This window comes from Brevundimonas sp., assembly GCF_965278935.1.
In the GTDB taxonomy this organism is placed as follows: Bacteria; Pseudomonadota; Alphaproteobacteria; order Caulobacterales; family Caulobacteraceae; genus Brevundimonas.
In genome coordinates this window covers 1,622,705-1,642,507 of the sequence record NZ_OZ257124.1, presented here as the reverse complement: position 1 = coordinate 1,642,507, position 19,803 = coordinate 1,622,705, and the positions used below count along the sequence as shown (strand labels likewise).

At 66.0% G+C, this 19,803-nt stretch carries 18 protein-coding genes and 2 pseudogenes; 8 read left to right on the top strand and 12 right to left on the bottom strand.

What is annotated here, in order from left to right:
* The first annotated feature begins 21 nt into the window (after nt 1-21).
* The 3 genes from ACQY68_RS08055 (at nt 22) to ACQY68_RS08045 (ending at nt 4,578) form a co-directional block, all read left to right on the top strand.
* Nucleotides 22-522: an RNA polymerase sigma factor gene (locus ACQY68_RS08055; RefSeq protein WP_428152517.1), complete on the top strand. Its 501-nt coding sequence runs from the start codon at nt 22-24 to the stop codon at nt 520-522.
* A 69-nt stretch (nt 523-591) separates the two neighbouring features.
* Nucleotides 592-1,581, top strand: coding sequence for a FecR family protein (locus tag ACQY68_RS08050; RefSeq protein WP_428152516.1), 990 nt, complete (start codon nt 592-594; stop codon nt 1,579-1,581).
* An 84-nt stretch (nt 1,582-1,665) separates the two neighbouring features.
* Nucleotides 1,666-4,578: a M16 family metallopeptidase gene (locus ACQY68_RS08045; RefSeq protein ID WP_428152515.1), complete on the top strand. Its 2,913-nt coding sequence runs from the start codon at nt 1,666-1,668 to the stop codon at nt 4,576-4,578.
* 74 nt (nt 4,579-4,652) lie between these two features.
* Here the strand turns inward: ACQY68_RS08045 and guaA are convergent, their stop codons facing one another.
* The 7 genes from guaA to guaB are packed head-to-tail and all read right to left on the bottom strand — an operon-like array spanning nt 4,653 to nt 10,946.
* Nucleotides 4,653-6,212: a glutamine-hydrolyzing GMP synthase gene (gene guaA, locus ACQY68_RS08040; RefSeq protein ID WP_428152514.1), complete on the bottom strand. Its 1,560-nt coding sequence runs from the start codon at nt 6,210-6,212 to the stop codon at nt 4,653-4,655.
* Nucleotides 6,209-6,595, bottom strand: a complete 387-nt coding sequence (locus ACQY68_RS08035; protein ID WP_428152513.1) for a lysozyme inhibitor LprI family protein — start codon at nt 6,593-6,595, stop codon at nt 6,209-6,211. The genes guaA and ACQY68_RS08035 overlap by 4 nt, the downstream gene beginning before the upstream one ends.
* Nucleotides 6,592-7,260: a 5'-methylthioadenosine/S-adenosylhomocysteine nucleosidase gene (locus ACQY68_RS08030; protein ID WP_428152512.1), complete on the bottom strand. Its 669-nt coding sequence runs from the start codon at nt 7,258-7,260 to the stop codon at nt 6,592-6,594. The genes ACQY68_RS08035 and ACQY68_RS08030 overlap by 4 nt, the downstream gene beginning before the upstream one ends.
* Complete coding sequence (locus tag ACQY68_RS08025) at nt 7,257-7,655, bottom strand: lysozyme inhibitor LprI family protein (RefSeq protein ID WP_428152511.1); 399 nt, start codon at nt 7,653-7,655, stop codon at nt 7,257-7,259. The genes ACQY68_RS08030 and ACQY68_RS08025 overlap by 4 nt, the downstream gene beginning before the upstream one ends.
* Nucleotides 7,655-9,073 (bottom strand): RsmB/NOP family class I SAM-dependent RNA methyltransferase, encoded by a 1,419-nt coding sequence (locus tag ACQY68_RS08020; RefSeq protein WP_428152510.1) that lies wholly within the window; start codon nt 9,071-9,073, stop codon nt 7,655-7,657. The genes ACQY68_RS08025 and ACQY68_RS08020 overlap by 1 nt, the downstream gene beginning before the upstream one ends.
* Before the next feature lie 8 nt (nt 9,074-9,081).
* Nucleotides 9,082-9,483 carry an MAPEG family protein gene (locus tag ACQY68_RS08015; protein ID WP_428152509.1) on the bottom strand — a complete coding sequence of 134 codons (402 nt, stop codon included), beginning with the start codon at nt 9,481-9,483 and terminating at the stop codon, nt 9,082-9,084.
* A gap of 5 nt (nt 9,484-9,488) precedes the next feature.
* A complete protein-coding gene (gene guaB, locus ACQY68_RS08010) occupies nt 9,489-10,946 on the bottom strand; it encodes an IMP dehydrogenase (RefSeq protein ID WP_428152508.1) in 1,458 nt (485 codons plus the stop codon).
* A gap of 144 nt (nt 10,947-11,090) precedes the next feature.
* On the opposite strand from guaB, the gene ACQY68_RS08005 reads away from it, so the two are divergent.
* Nucleotides 11,091-11,621 carry a DUF2061 domain-containing protein gene (locus ACQY68_RS08005; protein ID WP_428152507.1) on the top strand — a complete coding sequence of 177 codons (531 nt, stop codon included), beginning with the start codon at nt 11,091-11,093 and terminating at the stop codon, nt 11,619-11,621.
* A gap of 1 nt (nt 11,622) precedes the next feature.
* Here ACQY68_RS08005 and ACQY68_RS08000 read toward each other — a convergent pair whose 3' ends face one another.
* Entirely contained in the window at nt 11,623-12,297 is a 675-nt protein-coding gene (locus tag ACQY68_RS08000; protein WP_428152506.1) for an RlmE family RNA methyltransferase, read from the bottom strand.
* A gap of 139 nt (nt 12,298-12,436) precedes the next feature.
* On the opposite strand from ACQY68_RS08000, the gene ACQY68_RS07995 reads away from it, so the two are divergent.
* Nucleotides 12,437-12,886 (top strand): peptidylprolyl isomerase, encoded by a 450-nt coding sequence (locus ACQY68_RS07995; RefSeq protein WP_428152505.1) that lies wholly within the window; start codon nt 12,437-12,439, stop codon nt 12,884-12,886.
* A 42-nt stretch (nt 12,887-12,928) separates the two neighbouring features.
* Here ACQY68_RS07995 and ACQY68_RS07990 read toward each other — a convergent pair whose 3' ends face one another.
* The 3 genes from ACQY68_RS07990 to ACQY68_RS07980 form a co-directional block, all read right to left on the bottom strand.
* A complete protein-coding gene (locus ACQY68_RS07990; RefSeq protein ID WP_428152504.1) occupies nt 12,929-13,477 on the bottom strand; it encodes a hypothetical protein in 549 nt (182 codons plus the stop codon).
* A 10-nt stretch (nt 13,478-13,487) separates the two neighbouring features.
* Nucleotides 13,488-14,117, bottom strand: coding sequence for a methyltransferase family protein (locus ACQY68_RS07985; protein WP_428152503.1), 630 nt, complete (start codon nt 14,115-14,117; stop codon nt 13,488-13,490).
* A 97-nt stretch (nt 14,118-14,214) separates the two neighbouring features.
* Nucleotides 14,215-15,192: a M20/M25/M40 family metallo-hydrolase gene (locus ACQY68_RS07980; RefSeq protein WP_428152502.1), complete on the bottom strand. Its 978-nt coding sequence runs from the start codon at nt 15,190-15,192 to the stop codon at nt 14,215-14,217.
* Nucleotides 15,193-15,306: 114 nt separating this feature from the next.
* On the opposite strand from ACQY68_RS07980, the gene ligA reads away from it, so the two are divergent.
* The 3 genes and pseudogenes from ligA to ACQY68_RS07965 form a co-directional block, all read left to right on the top strand.
* Nucleotides 15,307-17,718 (top strand): NAD-dependent DNA ligase LigA, encoded by a 2,412-nt coding sequence (ligA, locus tag ACQY68_RS07975; RefSeq protein ID WP_428152501.1) that lies wholly within the window; start codon nt 15,307-15,309, stop codon nt 17,716-17,718.
* A gap of 3 nt (nt 17,719-17,721) precedes the next feature.
* Nucleotides 17,722-18,129, top strand: a pseudogene (locus ACQY68_RS07970) (3'-5' exonuclease); the annotation flags it as partial.
* Between the two features lie 255 nt (nt 18,130-18,384).
* Nucleotides 18,385-18,594 (top strand): annotated as a pseudogene (locus ACQY68_RS07965) (BRCT domain-containing protein); the annotation flags it as partial.
* Between the two features lie 186 nt (nt 18,595-18,780).
* Here the strand turns inward: ACQY68_RS07965 and ACQY68_RS07960 are convergent.
* On the bottom strand, nt 18,781-19,770 hold the full coding sequence (locus ACQY68_RS07960; protein WP_428152500.1) for an aldo/keto reductase: 990 nt from the start codon (nt 19,768-19,770) through the stop codon (nt 18,781-18,783).
* Nucleotides 19,771-19,803 lie beyond the last annotated feature (33 nt).

Here is a 19,803-nt window from a genome sequence, read left to right as displayed (position 1 = left end):
CGGTCCGCGAAGAGCTCAGCCGTGGCGCTTGATCGGGACGATCTGGTCGATCTCTATCTTGAACTGCGCCCCAGGCTGGAACGGGTGATCGCGCGTCGGACCGGTTCGCTGTCCCTGGCTGCCGACCTGGCCCAGGAGATGTTTTTCAAGATCGACACCATCCGGGCGGTGTTGCCGACGCGAACCGATGCCGAGCGTTATTTTCTGCGCGCGGCGGTGAACGCATCGCTCGACCATCTGAAGATCGAGGCGCGGCGCCGGGCGATTCTGCAGGACGAGGGCGCCACCCTGGCGACATCGACCCCCTCCTCCGAGCGCGGGATGCTGGCGCGCGAGGACTTGCGGCGCGTCGAGGCGGCTCTGTCCGAACTACCCGAAAAATGTCGGACCGTGTTCAGGATGAGCCGTTTCGATGGCCTGTCGCACGCGCGGATTGCGGCCGAACTCGGCGTCTCACAAAGCCTGGTCGAGAAGTACATGGTGCGCGCCCTGCTGCACTGCCGCACCCGCCTGGCGGAATGATGAAGCAGATTGCGGTCGAAGCGGTGGCGGGTCGTTTACAGTGACAAAGAACGGAAAAACGAAAACATAGTGGCTGGATCGTCCGACAACATCATCCGATTTCCCGGCGAACCTGTCGCCGAGGTCGAGGCCGCCGCCGCGGCCTGGATGGCCCGTGTGACCTCCGGATCGCTGAGCCTGGGCGAGCTGGCCGAGTTCGAATTCTGGCGCGCCGCCTCGCCTGATCACGACCGCATCTATCGCGAGATGGAGACGATGTGGGACGGTTTGGGGGCGGCTGCCGGATCGACGCCAAACACTCCCTATCGTCGCGTGATCGCCGGGCTGCGTCGGCCTGACCGCTTTTCGGGATGGGCTGTCCGATTGGGTCAGATCGCGGCCGGCCTCGTCGCCGTTGTGATGGCGTCGCAGTATATGTCGACCTGGCGCTACGAGTACCACACCGAGCCGGGCGAGATCCGCGAGGTGACGCTGGCCGATGGATCCGTCGTCCATATGAAGGGCGGCACCGCCCTGGAGGCGGATGTCTCCGAGACGGGCGCTCGGACGATCGAACTCGCTCGCGGCGAGGCCTTTTTCGAGGTCGTCCATGACGCGTCCCGTCCGTTCACGGTGACGGCGGGCAGCGGCGCCATCCATGACATCGGCACGGGTTTTTCGGTCGAGCGCGATGGCCGCTCGACACACGTCGCCGTCGAGCACGGGGTGGTTGCGGTCGTCGCAGGTGGGCGTTCCGACATCCTGACGCCGGGCCAGCAGGTCTCGTTCAATCCCTACGACATGGGCCGAAAACAGGCGGTCGATCCCTCCGTGATCTCCGCCTGGCGACGCGGTCTATATGTGGCGGAAGGCAAGCCTCTGGGCGATGTGCTCGCGCAGATCGACGAATACCATTCCGGTCGCATCGTCGTGACCAGTCGTGCTCTGGCCGCCCGACGGGTCAATGCGGTGGTCCAGTTCGATCATGTCGATGCCTGGCTGGATGCGCTCAATGAAACCAGAGGCGTCTCGGTGCGCCGCTGGGGCCCGCTAGTCATCGTCGGCGATCGCCGGCCCTAGGACGTCACTTCCCTATCCTTGCCGGGACCCCGACCCGTTGACGGGCGGACGACGGCTTATGCCTCGAACGAAGGTCGCCTCCCCATGTCCCGATCGCAAAGCATCGCCCGCCTCTGTCTGAGCGCTTCGCTGGGGGCGCTGATGATGTCCGCCGCCTGTGCGCCGATAGCCAACTCTGCGATCACGGTTGCCCCGGTCCGAGCCGCAGACCCGACGCCTGTCGTCAATCCACCGGTCGTCTTCGCCCAGACCCGGAGCGATCTCGCCGCCGACCCGGCCGCTCGTTTCGGTCGCCTGGACAACGGCGTGGGGTACATTCTCTACCGGAACGGCACACCGCCCGGGACCGCATCCGTCTGGATGAGGATCCAGGCCGGATCGATCATGGAGCAGGAAAACCAGCGGGGACTGGCCCACTTCATCGAGCATATGGCGTTTCAAGGCACGACCCATGTAGCCGAGGGCGGGATGGTCAGATTGCTCGAGCGCGACGGCCTTCAGTTCGGCGCCGATACCAACGCATCGACCTCGTTCTTCGAGACGGTCTATATGCTCAACCTGCCGACCGTCGCAGACCCGGTCGTCGATCACGCCCTGTTCCTGATGCGCGAAACGGCCGGCGAGATCACATTCGATCCCGACGCCATCGATCGGGAACGCGGCGTCGTGCTCAGCGAGGAACGTGCGCGGGCCAGCGTGGCCATGCGCGCCTTCACCGCGGAACTGGAGCAACTCCTGCCCGACGCGAAGTACCCGGAGCGCATGCCCATCGGGCTGGTCGATGTTCTGAGAACTGCGCAGAGGCCGGCTTTTGTTCAATTCTACAACGACTTCTACCGCCCGGAATACACCACCCTGATCGTCGTGGGGGACGTCGATCTTGATCGGGTCGAAGCCGAGATTCGCGACCGCTTTTCGAGCTGGCGGCCTGGGCCTCAGTCGTCCAATGCTCTCACCGATTTCGGCTCGGCGACGCCGCCGACGCAGCCGCAGGCCAAGGTCTTTATTGCTGAGGGCCTGAACGACACGATCTCTGCGACCTGGGTCAGGCCTCCTGACGACGGCGTGGAAACTCGGGAAACGAGTTTTCACGATGCCCTGTTCGCGATCGCCACCACTATCCTGAACGAACGCTATGGACGCCAGGCCAACGCCCCGGAGACGGCTTTCGCCGGAGCCAATTTCCAACGACAGGGCATTCCCCGGACGGCAAGTCTGAACGCGCTGAACATCAGCCCCAAACCCGGGCAGGATCGCGCGGCCTTCGAGCAGGCGATGGCGACATTGCGCGCCTATCTGGCCGACGGCCCGACCCAGGATGAACTGGAACGCGTGCTGTTGAACGCCGAGCGCGCTTACACAGAAGGCGTCGCGTCGGCGGCGACCACGCAAACCCAGGTCATAGCGGGACGTATCGTCGAGACCCTGGCGCAGCAACGCGTTCTCCAGTCCCCTTCGCAGACCCTCGCCGAGATCAAGTCCTGGATGCCACGGATCACGCTGGCAGTCATCCGGTCTGAGCTGGCCCGGATCAATCCGGCTGATGCGCCGCTGCTGTGGCGCCAGGGACGTTCCGCCGGATCTTTCGACGAGGCGGCGATGCTGGAAGCCTATCGCACCGCGATGTCGGTTCCCGTAACCACCATCGCCACGCGTCAGAGCGAAGTCTGGCCCTATACGACGTTCGGAACGCCGACCGCCGTGGTGTCACGCGAGTCCCTGCCGGACGTCGATGCGACGCGCGTCACATTTGCCAACGGCGTCGTCCTGACGGTCAAACAGACGGATTTCGAGAACGACGCGATCTACGTCACCGTCAAGGTGGGCAATGGCATTACGGGCGTGCGGCCCGATCAGGCGGCGACCCTGTTCATGGCCCGTCGGCTGGGCCTTGGCGCCGGGGGTCTCGGTCAAATTTCCGGTGACGACATCGCGGAAGCCCTGGCTGGAAAAACCTACGGACTGGGATTCTCGATCGGCGACGACGCCACGACGCTCAGCGGTGCGACGACCCAGGCCGATCTGGATGTGCAGATGCAGGTTCTGACGGCCTTCATGACCGATCCGGGTTTTCGACCGGACGCGCTGGACCGCCTCAAACTCGGTCTGCCGGCCTCCTATGACGCCGGGCGCGCCTCTCCCGACGGCGTCTACGCCTTGATGGCGCGTGGGGATCTCTACAGTGACAATCCGTTGTTCAGCACGCCGTCGCAGGAGGAAGCGCTGGCGGTGACCAACGACGATATTTCAGCCCTGATTAAAGAGCAGTTGGGCCATGGTCCGGTCGAAATAACCATCGTCGGCGACATCACCGTGGAGGACGCGATCCAGCAGGTCGCGCCGACACTCGGAAGCCTGCCGCCGTCGACCATGGCCGTCGCTGAGCATGGTGCGGATCGGCTGCGGTTCCCGACCGGGAACCTGCATGAGGTTTACACTCACTCCGGTCGGGCGGACCAGAATCTGAGCGTCATCGCCTGGCCGACGACCGACTTCTACGCCGATCCGCGGCGTGCGACGGCGCTGGATTTGCTGGCTGCGGTTCTGACGGGGCGCGAGCTGGAGGAAGTGCGCGAGAACCAGGGCGCGACCTATTCCGTTTCCGCCAGCAGCATCATGTCCGAGCATTTTCCCGGGTTCGGCTTCATCATCACGCGGGCCAGCGTTCGCCCCGAACTGGACGACGCATTCCACGAGGCGGTGTCTTCGATCGTCGCCGAGCTGAAGGCGCGGCCAGTGACGGAGGATGAGCTCACGCGCGCGCGCCAGCCTCTGATCGACAGCCTGAGAAACGAGAGGAACTCGAACGGCTACTGGTTGGCGCTGCTCTCAGGCTCACTCCGGGAACCCCGCCGGATTGCCACGACCGAAGCGCGGGCGCGCGACCTGTCGAGTGTGAGAGCGGACGAAATCCAGGCCCTGGCGGAGACCTACCTCGACATGACCAGGGCTTTGAGAGTTCAGGTCAAGCCCGGCGACCATCCAGGCACACGATAAGGGAAACAGGCCCAGGTTTTCCTGACGTCAGCGGACTGCACCGCGCCAGAGGCACTCTGACGCGGGGTAGTCCGTCATTCCCACTCGATCGTGCCCGGCGGCTTCGACGTCACGTCATAGACCACCCGGTTCACGCCCCGGACCTCGTTGACGATCCGGGTCGCGCACTTGCCAAGCACATCCCAGGGAAACTCGAAGAAGTCGGCGGTCATGCCGTCGGTGGACGACACGGCGCGCAGGGCCAAAACCTTTTCGTAGGTCCGCGCGTCGCCCATGACGCCGACGGTCTTGACCGGCAGCAGGACGGCGAAGGCCTGCCAGATCTTGTCGTAGAGGCCGGCCTTGCGGATCTCGTCGAGATAGATGGCGTCGGCCTGTTGCAGGGTTTCGACGGCCTCGGGCGTGATCTCGCCCGGGATGCGGATGGCCAGTCCCGGTCCGGGGAAGGGGTGGCGGCCGACGAAGGCGTCGGTCAGGCCCAGTTCGCGACCCAGGGCGCGGACCTCGTCCTTGAACAGTTCGCGCAGGGGCTCGACCAGCTTCAGCTTCATGTAGTCCGGCAGGCCGCCGACGTTGTGGTGGCTCTTGATGACGTGGGCCTTGCCGGACGACGAGGACACGCTCTCGATCACATCGGGATAGAGGGTGCCCTGGGCCAAGAATTCGGCGCCCTCGATCTTGGAGGCCTCGCGGTCGAAGATCTCGATGAAGACGCGACCGATGGTCTTGCGCTTGGTCTCGGGGTCCGACTGGCCGGCCAGTTCGCCGAGGAATTCTTTCGACGCATCCACGTGGATCAGCGGGATGTTGTAGTGCTCGCGGAAGAGCGTGGTGACCTGGCTGGCTTCATCTTTCCGCAGCAGGCCGGTGTCCACGAAGACGCAGGTCAGTTGATCGCCGATGGCCTCGTGGATCAAGACGGCCGCGACCGAGCTATCGACGCCGCCTGACAGGCCGCAGATCACCTTGGCCGAGCCGACCTGCTCGCGGATCTGGGCAATCTTCTCGTCGCGATAGGCGGCCATGGTCCAGTCGCCCTTTAGGCCGGCGATGCCGTGGGTGAAATTCTTCAACATTTGGTGGCCGCGCGGGGTGTGCATCACCTCCGGGTGAAACTGGACGCCGTAGAAGCGGCGGGTCTCGTCGGCGATGACGGCGTAGGGCGACCCGGCCGAGGTCGCGACGACGTCGAAGCCTTCGGGGATGGCGACGATCTTGTCGCCGTGGCTCATCCAGACCGTCTCGTCCCCGCCGATGGGGGCCAGGCCCTCCAGCAGGGGCGAAGACTTCTGCACGGTGATTTCGGCGCGACCGAACTCGCGGGTGTGGCCGCCCTCGACCTTGCCGCCCAGTTGTTCGCACAGGGTCATCTCGCCGTAGCAGATGCCCAGGACCGGCACGCCCGCCTCGAACACGGCCTGTGGGGCGCGGGGGCTGCCCTCCTCATGCACGCTCTCGGGGCCGCCCGACAGGATGATGGCCGCCGGGTTCATCGCGGCAAGCGCGGCTTCGGCTTTGTTCCAGGGATGGATCTCGCAATAGACGCTGGCCTCGCGCAGGCGACGCGCGATCAGCTGGGTAACCTGGCTGCCGAAATCGACGATCAAGACTTTCTGGTGATCGGTTGAAGTCATCGTCTGTTCCCCTGATTTTCGAGCCAGACCCGTCGCTCGACAGTCTCGTTCAGATAGCAGTCCGCGAAGGCCAGAGAGGCGCGAATGCCGCCGCCCGCGGTGCGGCGAGCCGTGGCGCAATAGTCGTCGCGCACACGGATCCAGGCGCGCTGCGTGTCGCGCATATTGGTCCAGCGGGCCTCCGGCGTATTCGCGCGCATGCGCTGATAGACGGCGTTCAGCCGGTCGTCCTGTCGCCAGGTCTCATCCATCAGGCAGGCCAGCCGTCGCTCCTGCGTCGTGGCGGTGGCCATGCACTGGATATGGAAGCGGGACATCTCCGCCTCGATCTCGGGATCGGCCTGGGCCGTGGTCAGCGCCGCGACGGCGAACAAGGCGATCATGCGGTCTCCGGGGCCTCGGCGGTCAGGCGTTCGAATTCGGCTTTCAGCAGGTCCAGCGCCTCGGCCAAACCTTCATCGATGACGGCCAGCGTATCGGTCCAGTCGGACAGGCCGGTCAGGTCGGCCTTGCCGTCCGAGATGCCGCGCAGGCCCATGACCGGCAGGCCGAATTTCGCGGCGGCGCGGACGACGGCATAGGTCTCCATGTCGACCATGTCGGCGTCGATGTCGTCATAGGCTTCGCCGGTGACCACACTGCCGCCGGTCGCGAGGCGAGCATAGGGCTGACCCGCCGGGCCGCTGGCGAGCGTGAGGACGGCAGGCTCGTCGAGGAAGGGGGTGACGCCCTTGGCGAAACCGATCGCCGACGCGTCCATGTCGCGATAGGCGACCTCGTCCACCCAGTAGACGCGGCCGTGCTGCAGCGTCTGCGATCCGGCCGAACCGAGGGAGAGGATCAGGTCGGGCAACCGCCCTTCCCGCTCCAGCATCGCGAGGACGGCCGTGGTCTCGATCGCCGCCTCGACTGGGCCGACGCCGGTGATCAGCGGCCGGATGCGCGCCTTCAGGGCCGGGCCGTACTCGGCATGGGCCGCCATGACGCACAGGGCCGTCAGCGGGCCAAAGGGCGTCAGGTCCCAGGCCGTGGTCGCCTCAGCGCTCAACCGAGCCTCGCCTCGAGCCAAAGGGTGCGTTCGACGGTCTTGCGCAGGACGCACTGGGCCATGTTCACGCGGGCGATCGAGCCCTGCCCTGCCTCGGCGGCGCAATCGCTGTCGCGCACCGACAGCCAGGCCCGCTGAGAGCGACGGAAGCCGGCGGCTGCGGTCGGGTTGGATTGCGCCATCAGGGTGCGATAGGCGCGGTTCAGATCGGCGTCGCGGCCAACGAGCTCATCACTGTTGCACTTGACCATCTCGACCGTGGTCTCGGCGACGTTCAGGCAGCGGTCGTAACGGGCCGAAAGCCGCGCATCGATCTCGTCGTCGCTCTGGGCGAAGGCGGGTGCGGCGCACAGACCGGCCAGGGCCAGTCCGAGCAACAGGCGGGAATTCGGCATCAGGCGGTCCGTTCGTAGATGGCGGCGAAGAAGCCGTCGGTTTCGGTCGTCGCAGGCGACATGCGCAGACGATGACCGCCCTGGGCCAGTTCGGCCAGCGTGTTGCGGCCGGCGTCTGTGAAGGCCGACGAGGACAGCGCATCGGCGATGGCGACCGGCGCGAACGCCGGGTGGTCCTCTTCGAAGTGATCCAGCGTGGCCTCGTTCTCGACCCGCAGCATGGAGCAGGTGACGTAGACCAGACGCCCGCCCGGCTTCACCAGCTTGGCCGCCCGCGCGAGGATGGCGATCTGCAGCGAATGCATGCGGTCCACCTCTTCGGGCTTCAGGCGCCAGGCATCTTCGGGGCGACGACGCCAGGTGCCCGACCCGGTGCAGGGCGCATCGACGAAGACGACATCGGCGATGCCGACGATGTCCTCGACTCCGCCGCCGTTGGGGCCGAGGTGGATCAGCTCCGCCTCGACGCCGGCGCGGGCCAGACGGGGCCGGATGTTGTCGAGCCGCTTCTGGACCACGTCGCAGGCGATCAGCCGGCCCTCGGCCCTCGCGATCGTCGCGGCTTTAGGCTTCGACTTCGGCGCATCGACCCAGCCGGTCGGTGTCCAGATCTTCTCCGGTTCGGCAGGCGCGGCCTCGACGCGCGAGGCGCCGACGGCCAGACCCTGCATGGCCAGACCGAGGGTCTTGCCCCCGCCCCCGGCGCAATAGTCGACGACGGTCATGCCGGGCTGGACGCCGGCGAGCCAGCAGGTGATCTGGCTGCCCTCGTCCTGGATCTCGATGCGGCCCTGCTTGAAGGCCTCAAGCGCCTGGACGTTCGGCGGCGGCTCGGACTGCAGGCGCAGACCGGCCGCGGACCACGGCGTGCGTTTCGGCGACAGACCGGCCTCGCGCAGCTCGGCCTCGACCTCGGCGACGGTGGCCTTGGCGAGATTGACGCGCAGGTCGATCGGGGCGCGCGGCAGCATCAGACCCGCGGCCTCCTCCGCCCAACGGTCGCCGAAAGTGGTCTTGAAGTCGTCGACCACGAATTCCGGCAGGCCGGCGGCGACCCAGCCGGGGACCTCGTCGCCGGTCAGGCTGATCCGGCTGCGTTCCTGTTTCGACAGGGGCTTGGGGCCGTATCCGTCGCCGGAGTGGAGCGCCTCGATCTCCTCGATCGACAGGCCGTCGATCAGGCTGAGCGCCCCGATGATCAGGGCGCGGCCGTCTTCACGCCCGCCCATGGCCCAGACCAGACGGCCACGCGCGCGCGTGACCTTGTAGACCTGGTCGGCGATGGCCCGGCGGTCCTTGGATCCCGCGTAGCGGTTCTCGGTCCCCCAGGTCTTCAGAACGGCCTCGGCCGGGGCCTTGCCCGCACTGATGCGGTCGATGATGGCGGCGGCGGCGGCGAGGCGAGCGGCTGGGGTCACTTAAGCTTTCAGACGAAAAGGGCGGCGACGATCATCAGCAGACCGGCGAGCGATGCGAGGAAGGCCAGGCTGCGCACGCCCGTCACGCCAAAGGCGTACAGGGGCACATAGACGACGCGGGCCCAGAAATAGAGGGTAGCGCCCCAGTACGTCAGAAATCCGTCCTCGCCCGCGACGTGGGCGATGAGCACGGCGCCGAGGAACAGCGGCAGGGTCTCGTAGAGATTGGCCTGCGCCCGCTCGAGACGACCGGTGACCACGTTGGACGGCGGCACGGCCGCGTCGCGGGGTCCGGCGTTCCACTTCGTGCCGTGCTGAAGCGTCCGGCCGGTGGCGGGCAGGAAGATCTGCACCACCGCCAGCAGGATGGTCAGGGCCGCATAGGTCAATTCGGGCGTCATATTGAACATGGTGGCTACCCCTGCCGATAGTTCGGCGCCTCGCGCGTGATCATCACGTCGTGGACATGGCTTTCGCGCAGGCCGGCGCCGGTGATCCGGACGAACCGGGCCCGCTCCTGGAAGTCCGCGATGGTGGCCGCGCCGACATAGCCCATGGCGGCGCGCAGGCCCCCGACCATCTGGTGCAGAACCGGGGCGATCGGCCCCTTGTAAGGGGTCTGGCCCTCGATGCCCTCAGGCACCAGCTTCTGGGTGTCCTCGACCTCCTTCTGGAAGTAGCGGTCGGCCGAACCGGCCCCCATCGCGCCCACCGAGCCCATGCCGCGATACGACTTGTAGCTGCGGCCCTGGTACAGGAAGACCTCGCCGGGGCTCTCGTCGGTGCCAGCGAACATCGAGCCCATCATGGCGACCGAGGCGCCCGCCGCGATGGCCTTGGCCAGGTCGCCCGAATACTTGATCCCGCCATCGGCGATGACAGGCGCGCCCGAAGCCCTGGCCGCGCGAACCGCGTCGATGATGGCGGTCAGCTGAGGCACGCCGACGCCCGCGACGATGCGGGTCGTGCAGATGCTGCCCGGACCGATGCCGACCTTGATCGCGTCGGCGCCCGCGTCGATCAGGGCCCTGGCCGCATCATAGGTGGCGATATTGCCGGCGATGATCTGGAGCCGGTTGTTCTCGCGCTTGATGCGCTCGACGACCCGCGCGACCTGGGCCGAGTGGCCGTGGGCGGTGTCGATGACGACCACGTCGCAACCAGCGTCGGCGAGAGCCATGGCCCGTTCGTAGCCCGCGTCCCCGACGGTCGAAGCCGCCCCGACCAGCAGGCGACCCTGGTCGTCCTTGGCCGCGTGCGGGTGGGCCTGGGCCTTCTCGATGTCCTTCATCGTGATCAGGCCGGTGGCGCGATAGTCCTCGTCGACGACGATGACGCGTTCGATCTTGCGGGTGCGGAGAAGCTCCCTCGCCTCTTCCTTGCCGGCGCCCTCACGCACGGTGACCAGATCGCCCGTGGTCATCAGTTGGGCGGCGGTGTGGCTCGGATCGGTGTCGAACCGCATGTCGCGGTTGGTCAGGATGCCGACCAGCTTGCCGTTCGCGTCGACCACCGGGAAGCCGGAGATCTTGCGGGCCGCCACGATCGCGCGAACCTCGCCCAGCGTGGTCTCGGCTCGGATCGTCACCGGGTTGATGACCATGCCGCTCTCGAACCGCTTTACCTCGCGGACCTGATCGGCCTGCTGCTGCACCGTCATGTTGCGGTGAAGGATGCCCAGCCCCCCTGCCTGGGCCATGGCGATGGCCAGCCGGCTTTCGGTGACCGTGTCCATGGCGGACGAGGTCAGCGGGATGTTCAGCCTGATGTCGCGAGTGAGCCGGGTCGAGACGTCCGCGTCTGCGGGCATGATCTCTGACGGACCGGGTTCAAGCAAAACATCGTCGAAGGTGAGCCCTTCGCGAATCTCCATGGGAGTCTCCGTTTTGCGGGCCGCCTATCCTCTTTCGCGGGTGCGAAGTCAACCATCACAGCGCGCATCCGCCTCCTCGCCACATTCGTAACTTTTTTCAGCGGAGCTTGAAACTTTCAGCCTGAGCTAACATTTAGGGACTTGATGGTCGTCAATCTCGCCCGGTCCGTCCGGAGCCTCGCGCTCAAGATCGCCTCCTACGGCGTGATGCATCTGGTCGTGGCCATGCTGGTGGCGTTCGCCATCACCCGCGACTGGCGCATGGCCCTGGCCATCGGGGTGGTCGAACCCTTCTTCCAGACCATCGCCTATTCCTTCCACGATCGCGTCTGGCACCGGATCGAGCAGCGCCGCATGGGCAGTTCGATCGAGGAGACGGCCGAGGCCTTCACCGCCCGGCTGAACGTGATGGACGCCGACGAACAGGCCCGGACGCGCGGCCACCACGGCCACGTTCACGGCCTGCCTTCGCTGAAAAAGATCGCGGTCAAGACGCTGACCTACGGCGTCATGCATTTCGCGGTCGCCGTGACGGTCGCCTTCGCCATCACCCAGGACTGGCGCACCGCCCTCGCCATCGGCGTGGTCGAGCCTTTGGTGCAGATGGTCTTCTTCGCCATCCACGACCGCATCTGGGCCGCCCGCGAAGCCCGCCGGGCCATTCAGCCAGCCTGACCTAACGCTTGTTCAGCGCCACCAGATAGACCTCCGACGACCCTTTCCGGCTGGCGGCGGGCTTGACGTATTTCACGTCCTGGAAGTTGGCGCGCAGGTCGGCCAGCACATGGCCCGCGTCTCCGCCCTGGAAGTTCTTCGTCACGAAATGCCCGCCCGGTCGCAAGGTCCGGATCGCGAACTCCGACGCGATTTCAATCAGGGCGATGATCTTCAGGTGATCCGTCTGGCGATGCCCGACCGTGTTGTGCGCCATGTCCGACAGCACCAGATCGGGCGGTCCGCCCAGGGCGTCGATCAGTTGCTGGTCCACGCCGGGCGCGGTGAAATCGGCCTGGATAAGGATTGAGCCCGGAATCGGCTCGATCGGCAGCAGGTCGACGCCGACCACCGACGTCGCGCCCCGATTGACGCAGACCTGGATCCAGCCGCCGGGCGCGGCGCCGAGGTCGATGACCCGCGAGCCCTTCTTGACCAGCCGGAACCGGTCGTCGATCTCGCTGAACTTGAACGCGGCCCGGCTGCGCCAGCCTTCGGCGCGCGCTTTCTCGGACCACGGATCGGCCAGCTGGCGCTTGATCCATTCGATGGACGAAATCGACTTCTTCTCGGCCGTCTTGATCTTGCCGCCCATGCTGCGGCCGGCGGCCGTCCCGCCGGTGGGCGGACGGACCATGCGGCGCCTTTGAGGGGCTTGGGGCGCGGGTTCGGCAGGCGCGGGTGTGGGCTTTTCGTCGTCAGTCATCGCTCCCACATAGCGCCCACGGCCCTCAGCGGCTATGACCCCCGCCAATCATCCGAAAATGGAGCGCCACATGGCCGACCAGACCCTGACCCTGACCCTCGACACCGGTGACGTCGTCATCAAGCTGCGCCCCGACCTGGCGCCCGGCCACGTGGCCCGCATCACCGAGCTGGCGAGCGAAGGCTTCTACGACGGCGTCGTCTTCCACCGCGTGATCTCCGGCTTCATGGCCCAGGGCGGCGATCCCACCGGCACCGGCACCTCGGGCTCCAAGAAGCCGAACCTGAAGCAGGAGTTCTCGTCGGAACCGCACGTCCGCGGCGTCTGCTCGATGGCCCGCACGTCCAATCCGGACAGCGCCAACTCCCAGTTCTTCATCTGCCTCGACGACGCGACCTTCCTGGACCGCCAGTACACGGTCTGGGGCGAGGTGATCGAAGGCATGGATCACGTCGACGCCCTGCCCAAGGGCGAGCCGCCTCGCGCGCCGGGCAAGATCGTCAAGGCGACGGTCAACTAGGACTTTCGGAAAGGCGGCCTTCGCGGGCCGCCTTTTTCGTCTTCAGTCGCCGCCGTACCAGCTCAGCTTCACGCCCGAGAAGCTCTGGTCGCCGATCCGGATCGTCGCCGTGATCGCCGGCTCCTCCGATCCTCCCAGATTGCGCCGCGCGGTCGCCAGCGTCCCGGCGTTCAGCTGGCCGTCGAAGCTGATGCGGTCGCCGTTCGAACCTGTGCCCGTCATGCGGATACGGCCGTCGCTGACCGAATAGGAATCAGGCAGAACCCGCTCGGTCGTCTCGCCGGGCGCCAGGAACTCCAGCATCACCGGCGCGAAGGTCGCGGACCGTTTGCCGTTCTCCCAGTCGGCGAACTCCTGCGCCTGGCCGACGAACAGATGCGTCAGTGTATAGTCGCCGGGTCCGATCTGGGCCTCGCCGACCTGGTAATAGCCGGAGAGGTCCTCGGTCTGGCTGTGCGCGAAGGCGTCGCCGCGGGCGGGCGCGGTCGCGGGCGTCTCGACGCCCCGCTCTGCCGGCTTCGACGGCGTGTTCACGAGGTCGCAGCCGGCCAGCGTCAGGCCCACGGCGGTCAGAAGGACGATCGTGCGCATGCGGCTCTTCTCAGGGCAGACGCAGCAGGACCGGCAGCCAGCCGGCGGCCTGGGCCATATCGACGCTTTCGAAGATCGGGATGGCCAGCAGGAAGACCAGCCCGTCGCGGATCGTCGTCAGGAAGAAGCGCGGCTTGATGCTGAGGTTCTCCTCGTCGCGCCATTTCGAGAAGTCGGGTCCGCACCGGGGTGTCCTGGCCATATAGGCTTTGTAGGCGTCTCCGAACTCGGCCGACAGCCAGGCCTCTTCCTTGGCGATGGTGAAGTGGAAGACAACGACGGCGATCAGGACGAACAGGCCGGCGATGACCATGCTTCCAGTCTGCGCGCCGACGCCGAAGGCGCCCGCATAGCTGAAGACGTAGAGCGGGTTGCGGCTCAGCGAATAGGGGCCGGTGGACACGACCTCCGCCTTCTTGCGCCCGCCGATATAGAGCGAGCACCAGGCCCGGCCGACGATGCTGAGGACGATGGCGCCGAGACCGACCGACTCCACGGCTTCGTGGGTCGGGCCGTCACCCCACCAGGTCGCGCTGAACATGGCCAGGACGACGACCGCCAGCAGGGACAGGCCGATGGCCCACTTTCTGATCTTCTGGATTCGCTGAAGATCGAACGCGTCGGTCGTTACCGTCGTCATAGCCGCTTCCAAGCCCCCTCGGTTATCCGCCGACGGAAGCGCGGATACCGGTGTCGGTGCAAGGAGTATCTTTGCGATTGAAAATCGTCTGCCGTCGTCAGCGATCCAGACCGCGATCCAGCGCCTGGAACGACGACCAGGACAACTCCACCGCGCTCTGGAACACCGACGGCGTGATGCGCTCGAAGTCGTCCGACGGGCGGTGATAGTCGGGGTGGTAGTTCACGCCGAGATACAGGAACGGCACCTGGGCGTTGAAGAAGGCGCCCTGGTCCGACGCCTCGACCCAGTTGTCCTCGCCGGTGTCCTGCGGCGTATCCTTGCCGAAGGCCAGGGACACCGCGCCGTTCGCAGGAATCCCCTCCAGAATCGGCCGGAACGTCGGGTGCTGATAGGTGCCCGTGACCCACAGCTTGCCGTCCGTCTCGGCCCGCGCGATCATGTCGAAGTTCAGGTTCATGGCGATGGACGACAGCGGCACCGGCGGCGCCTGGACGAAATGTTTGGCGCCCAGCAGGCCCCGTTCCTCGCCGTCGAAGCCCACGAAGATTACGCTGTGCTCCGGCTTCGCGGCCTGCAGGCGGGCGGCGATCTCCAGCATGGTCGCGACGCCCGAGGCGTTATCGTCGGCGCCGTTGTAGATCTGGCCGCCGTTCACCCCGACATGGTCGTAGTGGGCGGTCACGACGATATAGCGATCCGGAACCCGCGTGCCCTCGATCAGGCCGAGGATGTTGACGCCGTGGAAGGTCTTCGGTCCTTCGCGCGTCCGGCCCTGGGCCTCGAACGGCTGCAGCCGGCCCATCGGCGGGGCGGTGACGCCCAGCGCCTCGAGCCGCGACACGATATAGGCCCGCGCGCGCTCGCCGCCCGGCGCGCCGGTGTCGCGTCCCTCCATGTCGTCCGCCGACAGGATGCGCACATCGGCCATCAGCTGGTCGTAGTTGACAGGCGTGGCCACCGGCGCCTCGACGGGAGTCTCGGCCGCGGGCGGCGTCTCGGTCATGCCCGCGCAGCCGGACAGGATCAGGGCGGCGACGGAGGCCAGGGCGGCGGCGCGAAGGGATCGGGACATGGAGACTCTCTGGATACGTCCTTTCCGGAATAGCCCCGGACGACCGCCGCGTCCGGTTAAATTCGTGTCATCCGCCCGGCTGGCCGCGACCGCCCACGGTGCTAAACCGATGCCATGGCCGAACCGACCGTCGAATCCCTGACCAAAGCCGAAGCGGAGGCCGAACTGGCCCGGCTTGCCGCCGAAATGGCGCGCCACGACGCCCTGTACGCCGAGGCCGCGCCGGAAATCTCCGATGCCGACTATGACGCCCTGCGCCTGCGCAACCTCGCCATCGAGGCCCGCTTCCCCACCCTGATCCGTGAGGATTCGCCGTCGAGAAAGGTCGGCGCGCCGGTCTCCAGCCAGTTCGCCGAGGTCCGACACGGCGTGCCCATGCTGTCGCTCGACAACGCCTTCGACGACGGCGACGTCACCGACTTCGTCGCCCGTATCCGCCGCTTTCTGAACCTGCCGGCCGACGAGGTGATCGCCTTCGTCGCCGAACCCAAGATCGACGGTCTTTCGGCCAACCTTCTTTATGTCGACGGTGAGCTGAAGGTCGGAGCGACGCGCGGCGACGGCCGGACCGGTGAGGACGTGACCGCCAATCTCATCACCTTGGGTGAGCGCAATATCCCGCGTCGTCTGCACGGTTCCGGCTGGCCCGCCCGGCTCGAAGTGCGCGGTGAGGTCTACGCCCCCAACGACGGATTTGCCCGGTTCAACGCCGAGGCCGAAGCCAGGGGCGAGCGGACTTACGCCAACCCTCGCAACTTCGCCGCCGGGTCGTTGCGCCAGAAGAACCCAGAGGTAACGGCGGAACGGCCGCTCGAGTTCTTCGCCTATGCCTGGGGCGAGCCGGTCGAGGGCTTCAGCGAGACCCAGTCCGACGCTCTCAACAAGCTGAAGGACTGGGGTTTCCCAACCAATCCGCGCTCTGTCCGCGTCGAAGGCGCCGAGGCCCTGATCGGCATCTATCACGGGCTCGAAACCGACCGCGCGGGTCTCGGCTATGACATCGACGGCGTGGTCTACAAGGTGGACCGGCTCGACTGGCAGAGCCGCCTCGGCTTCGTCTCGCGCAGCCCCCGCTGGGCCATCGCCCACAAATTCCCGGCGCAACAGGCGACGACGGTGCTGCGAGAGATCGAAATCCAAGTTGGACGAACGGGCACGTTGACGCCCGTCGCTCGACTGGAGCCAGTCACGGTGGGCGGCGTGGTCGTCAAGAATGCGACCTTGCACAACGAAGACGAAATCCGCCGCAAGGATGTTCGCGAAGGCGACATGGTCGTCCTCCAACGCGCCGGGGATGTGATTCCCCAGATCGTGCGAGTCTTCGAGCCAAAACCTGAAGAAGACCGTTCAGAACCCTACATCTTCCCGACCCATTGCCCGGTCTGCGGCTCAGAGGCCGTGCGGCCCGACGGAGAGGTGCGGAGGCGCTGCACCGGCGGCCTGATCTGCGCCGCCCAACGCTTGGAGCGTCTTAAGCATTTCGTTGCCCGCCGAGCGTTCGATATCGAGGGGCTTGGCGAACGTCTTCTGGAAATGCTGCTCGCAGCCGGACTGATTTCGCGACCTGGTGATATCTTCCGGCTGCACGCTATCGAGCCGCAGCTTCGTGAGGTTTTCCTGGAGCAGCGCAAGGAGCAAGCCCGCCTGCGAGAAGCCGAAACCGGGGTCAGGGTCGCGAAGTCGATCAGCGACGACAAGCGCACGTTCAAGGAGGTCGATACCCTTCTTGAGAACATTGAGGCGCGGCGCACGATTTCACTGGACCGCTTTCTCTTCGGCCTTGGTGTTCGTGACATCGGCGAGCAAACCTCGATCGCTCTCTCTCGTGCTTATCAAACTTGGGAAGCGCTTGAAGCCGCCGTTGATGATGCGGGAAAATGTCCACCCGGACCCGGCTGGGATGCTCTATCTGCCATCCAGGGCATCGGCTCAGTGAACCAACAGGCCATCGTGGACTTCGGAGCTTCGTCGCAGACGACCGACCCTTGGCCAGAAGCGCAGCTTCCCGAGAAGATCGGCAAAGCTGTTAGCAAGCTCTCGAAAGTGGTCCGCAAAACACTCGCGGACCATTTCGGCTCGTGGGATGCGTTTGGTCAGGCGGCAGTTGCAGCTTCGTCGCAAGCACCCGGATCAAGCTTCTTGGAGCTCGCAGGGATCAAGGGTGTCGGCGACGTGGCCGCCAAGGCCTTGATCGATTTCTTCCACGAACCGCGCAACCGCGCCACCGTGGCAGACCTCGCATCCGAGTTGACGATCGAGGCCATCGAACGCCCGCCCACCGAAGGCAATGTTGCCGGAAAAACTGTTGTCTTCACGGGATCGCTCGAACAGTTCACTCGGGAAGAAGCGAAGGCGCGGGCGGAAAAGTTGGGCGCGACCGTTTCCGGATCGGTCTCCAAGAAGACGGATATCCTGGTCGCCGGACCCGGGGCTGGATCGAAGCTGAAAACTGCGACGGAGCTTGGCATTCAAGTTCTATCAGAGCAGGAATGGCTCGACCTGATATCAACCGAAGGTTCTTCCTAGCTCATGCGCGCCGTGGCGATCGATTTCGAAACCGCGAATGAAACAAGAGCGAGCCCATGCTCGATCGGACTGGCGTGGATCGATGACGGCGCCGTGACGGACGTCGAACATCACTTCATCAAGCCGCCCGGGATGCGGTTCGCCGGTTTCAACATCGCGTTCCACGGCATCGGTCCTGAGCACGTGAAGAACGCCGATGAATTTCCGGCAGTGCTATCTCGCCTTGCCCCTCGCTTGGCGGGAAGAACGGTACTCGCACACAACGCCTCGTTCGATATGAGCGTCATCCGAAGCACGTGCGACCACTACGGTATCAGCTACCCCGAGTTCGACTACCTCTGTACGGTCAAGATCGCTCAGCAGGCTTGGCCGGCGCTATCCGCTCACAAGCTGAATTTGGTCTGCGACCACCTTGGAATCGACTTCAACCACCACGACGCAGCGGAAGATGCTCGAGCCTGCGCGACCGTAGCCTTGTCCGCCATCCGCGTAGTGGGCGCGACCTGCTTCTCCACGTTGGCGGCCCTGACATCGGTCGAGCCGGGGCGGATGTATCGCACAGACTACTCGCCATGTTCTTCGCCCTATCGCCCTCGGCCTCGTGCGGACGCGCCCATCAGGCCGTCGCCGAGGCTAGTGGACCTCAACGTCGAACTTGGCCCTCTGACGTTCGTGTTCACAGGCGAGCTGCAGAAATTCACGCGCTCAGAAGCGAAAGACCTGATGGAAAGCCTCGGCGCCAAGGTCTCCGGATCCGTGTCGAAGAAGACCAACTACCTCGTCGCCGGCCCCGGGGCCGGCTCCAAACTGGCCGACGCCCAGAAGCACGGCGTCGCCGTCCTCACCGAAGACGAGTGGCTGGCGCTGATCTCGTGATCTCCTCCCTGTCGCGCAGCGATGGGGAGGTGGCAGCGAGCTCTTCGCGAGCTGACGGAGGGGGCGACCCGATACCGACGGTCAGGGAGTCCAACCTTCAACGCCGCCTCGCCCCCTCCGTCACGTCGCCAGGAGGCAACGCGCCACCTCCCCATTCGCCAAGCGGCGAACAGGGAGGAGACTCGTTCAACGGTTCAGCGCACTCCGGGCCGCCTCGGCATAACGGTGGCCGGCGGCCGCGTTCTTCGGGAAGACGGCCTCGATCGCTTCAACGTCCTCGGCGGTCAGGGTGATGTCCACGGCCGCGGCGTTGTCTTCTAGCGTCGCGATCCGGCGCGTGCCGGGGATCGGGACCAGATGATCCCCTTGGGCCAGCACCCAGGCGAGGGCCAGTTGCGCCGCCGTCACGCCCCGGTCGTGGGCGATCCCCTTCACGGCCTCGACGAGATTGAGGTTTTTCTGGAAGTTTTCGCCCTGGAAGCGCGGATTGGACAGGCGGAAATCGCCCGGTTCGAGGTCGGCGATCGACTTGATGTCGCCGGACAGGAAGCCGCGTCCGAGCGGGCTGTAGGGCACGAAACCGATGCCCAGCTCACGCACGGTGGCCAGAATTTCGTCCTCCGGCTCGCGGCTCCACAGCGAATATTCGGTCTGCAGCGCCGTGATCGGATGCGTCGCGTGGGCCCGGCGGATCGTCTCCGGCGCAGCCTCGGACAGGCCGAGGAAGCGGACCTTGCCCTCGGTCACCAGCTCGGCCATCGCCCCGACCGTCTCCTCGATCGGCGTGTCGGCGTCGACGCGGTGCAGGTAGTAGAGATCGACATGGTCCATGCCGAGGCGAGTCAGGCTGCCCTCGATCGCGCGGCGCACATTGGCGGGCGAACCGTCGACCTTCAGGGCCGTGCGGTCGGCGTTGTAGCCGATGCCGAACTTGGTCGCGACGAAGGCCTTGTCACGACGGTCGGCCAGAGCCTTGCCAACCTGGATCTCGTTGGTGTGGGGGCCGTACATCTCGGCCGTGTCGAACAAGGTGACGCCCAGCTCCAGCGCGCGGTGGATCACCGCCGTCGCCTGGGTCTCGTCCGACGGCGTGCCATAGAAAGAGGCCATCCCCATGCACCCGAGGCCGATGGCCGAGACTTCGGGACCGTTCGGTCCGAGACGACGGGTCTTCATGAGGCGATCTCCTGCGGGTGGTGAAACCCTGAA

What these genes read in the sequence shown, in the direction of transcription:
- ACQY68_RS08015 (WP_428152509.1), bottom strand. Translation starts at nt 9,483, where the DNA reads ATGTTCAATATGACGCCCGAATTGACCTATGCGGCCCTGACCATCCTG.
- ACQY68_RS08045 (WP_428152515.1), top strand. Translation starts at nt 1,666, where the DNA reads ATGTCCCGATCGCAAAGCATCGCCCGCCTCTGTCTGAGCGCTTCGCTG.
- guaA (WP_428152514.1), bottom strand. Translation starts at nt 6,212, where the DNA reads ATGACTTCAACCGATCACCAGAAAGTCTTGATCGTCGATTTCGGCAGC.
- ACQY68_RS08035 (WP_428152513.1), bottom strand. Translation starts at nt 6,595, where the DNA reads ATGATCGCCTTGTTCGCCGTCGCGGCGCTGACCACGGCCCAGGCCGAT.
- ACQY68_RS07985 (WP_428152503.1), bottom strand. Translation starts at nt 14,117, where the DNA reads ATGACGACGGTAACGACCGACGCGTTCGATCTTCAGCGAATCCAGAAG.
- ACQY68_RS07960 (WP_428152500.1), bottom strand. Translation starts at nt 19,770, where the DNA reads ATGAAGACCCGTCGTCTCGGACCGAACGGTCCCGAAGTCTCGGCCATC.
- ACQY68_RS07980 (WP_428152502.1), bottom strand. Translation starts at nt 15,192, where the DNA reads ATGTCCCGATCCCTTCGCGCCGCCGCCCTGGCCTCCGTCGCCGCCCTG.
- ACQY68_RS07995 (WP_428152505.1), top strand. Translation starts at nt 12,437, where the DNA reads ATGGCCGACCAGACCCTGACCCTGACCCTCGACACCGGTGACGTCGTC.
- ACQY68_RS08005 (WP_428152507.1), top strand. Translation starts at nt 11,091, where the DNA reads ATGGTCGTCAATCTCGCCCGGTCCGTCCGGAGCCTCGCGCTCAAGATC.
- ACQY68_RS07990 (WP_428152504.1), bottom strand. Translation starts at nt 13,477, where the DNA reads ATGCGCACGATCGTCCTTCTGACCGCCGTGGGCCTGACGCTGGCCGGC.
- guaB (WP_428152508.1), bottom strand. Translation starts at nt 10,946, where the DNA reads ATGGAGATTCGCGAAGGGCTCACCTTCGACGATGTTTTGCTTGAACCC.
- ligA (WP_428152501.1), top strand. Translation starts at nt 15,307, where the DNA reads ATGGCCGAACCGACCGTCGAATCCCTGACCAAAGCCGAAGCGGAGGCC.
- ACQY68_RS08025 (WP_428152511.1), bottom strand. Translation starts at nt 7,655, where the DNA reads ATGCCGAATTCCCGCCTGTTGCTCGGACTGGCCCTGGCCGGTCTGTGC.
- ACQY68_RS08000 (WP_428152506.1), bottom strand. Translation starts at nt 12,297, where the DNA reads ATGGTCCGTCCGCCCACCGGCGGGACGGCCGCCGGCCGCAGCATGGGC.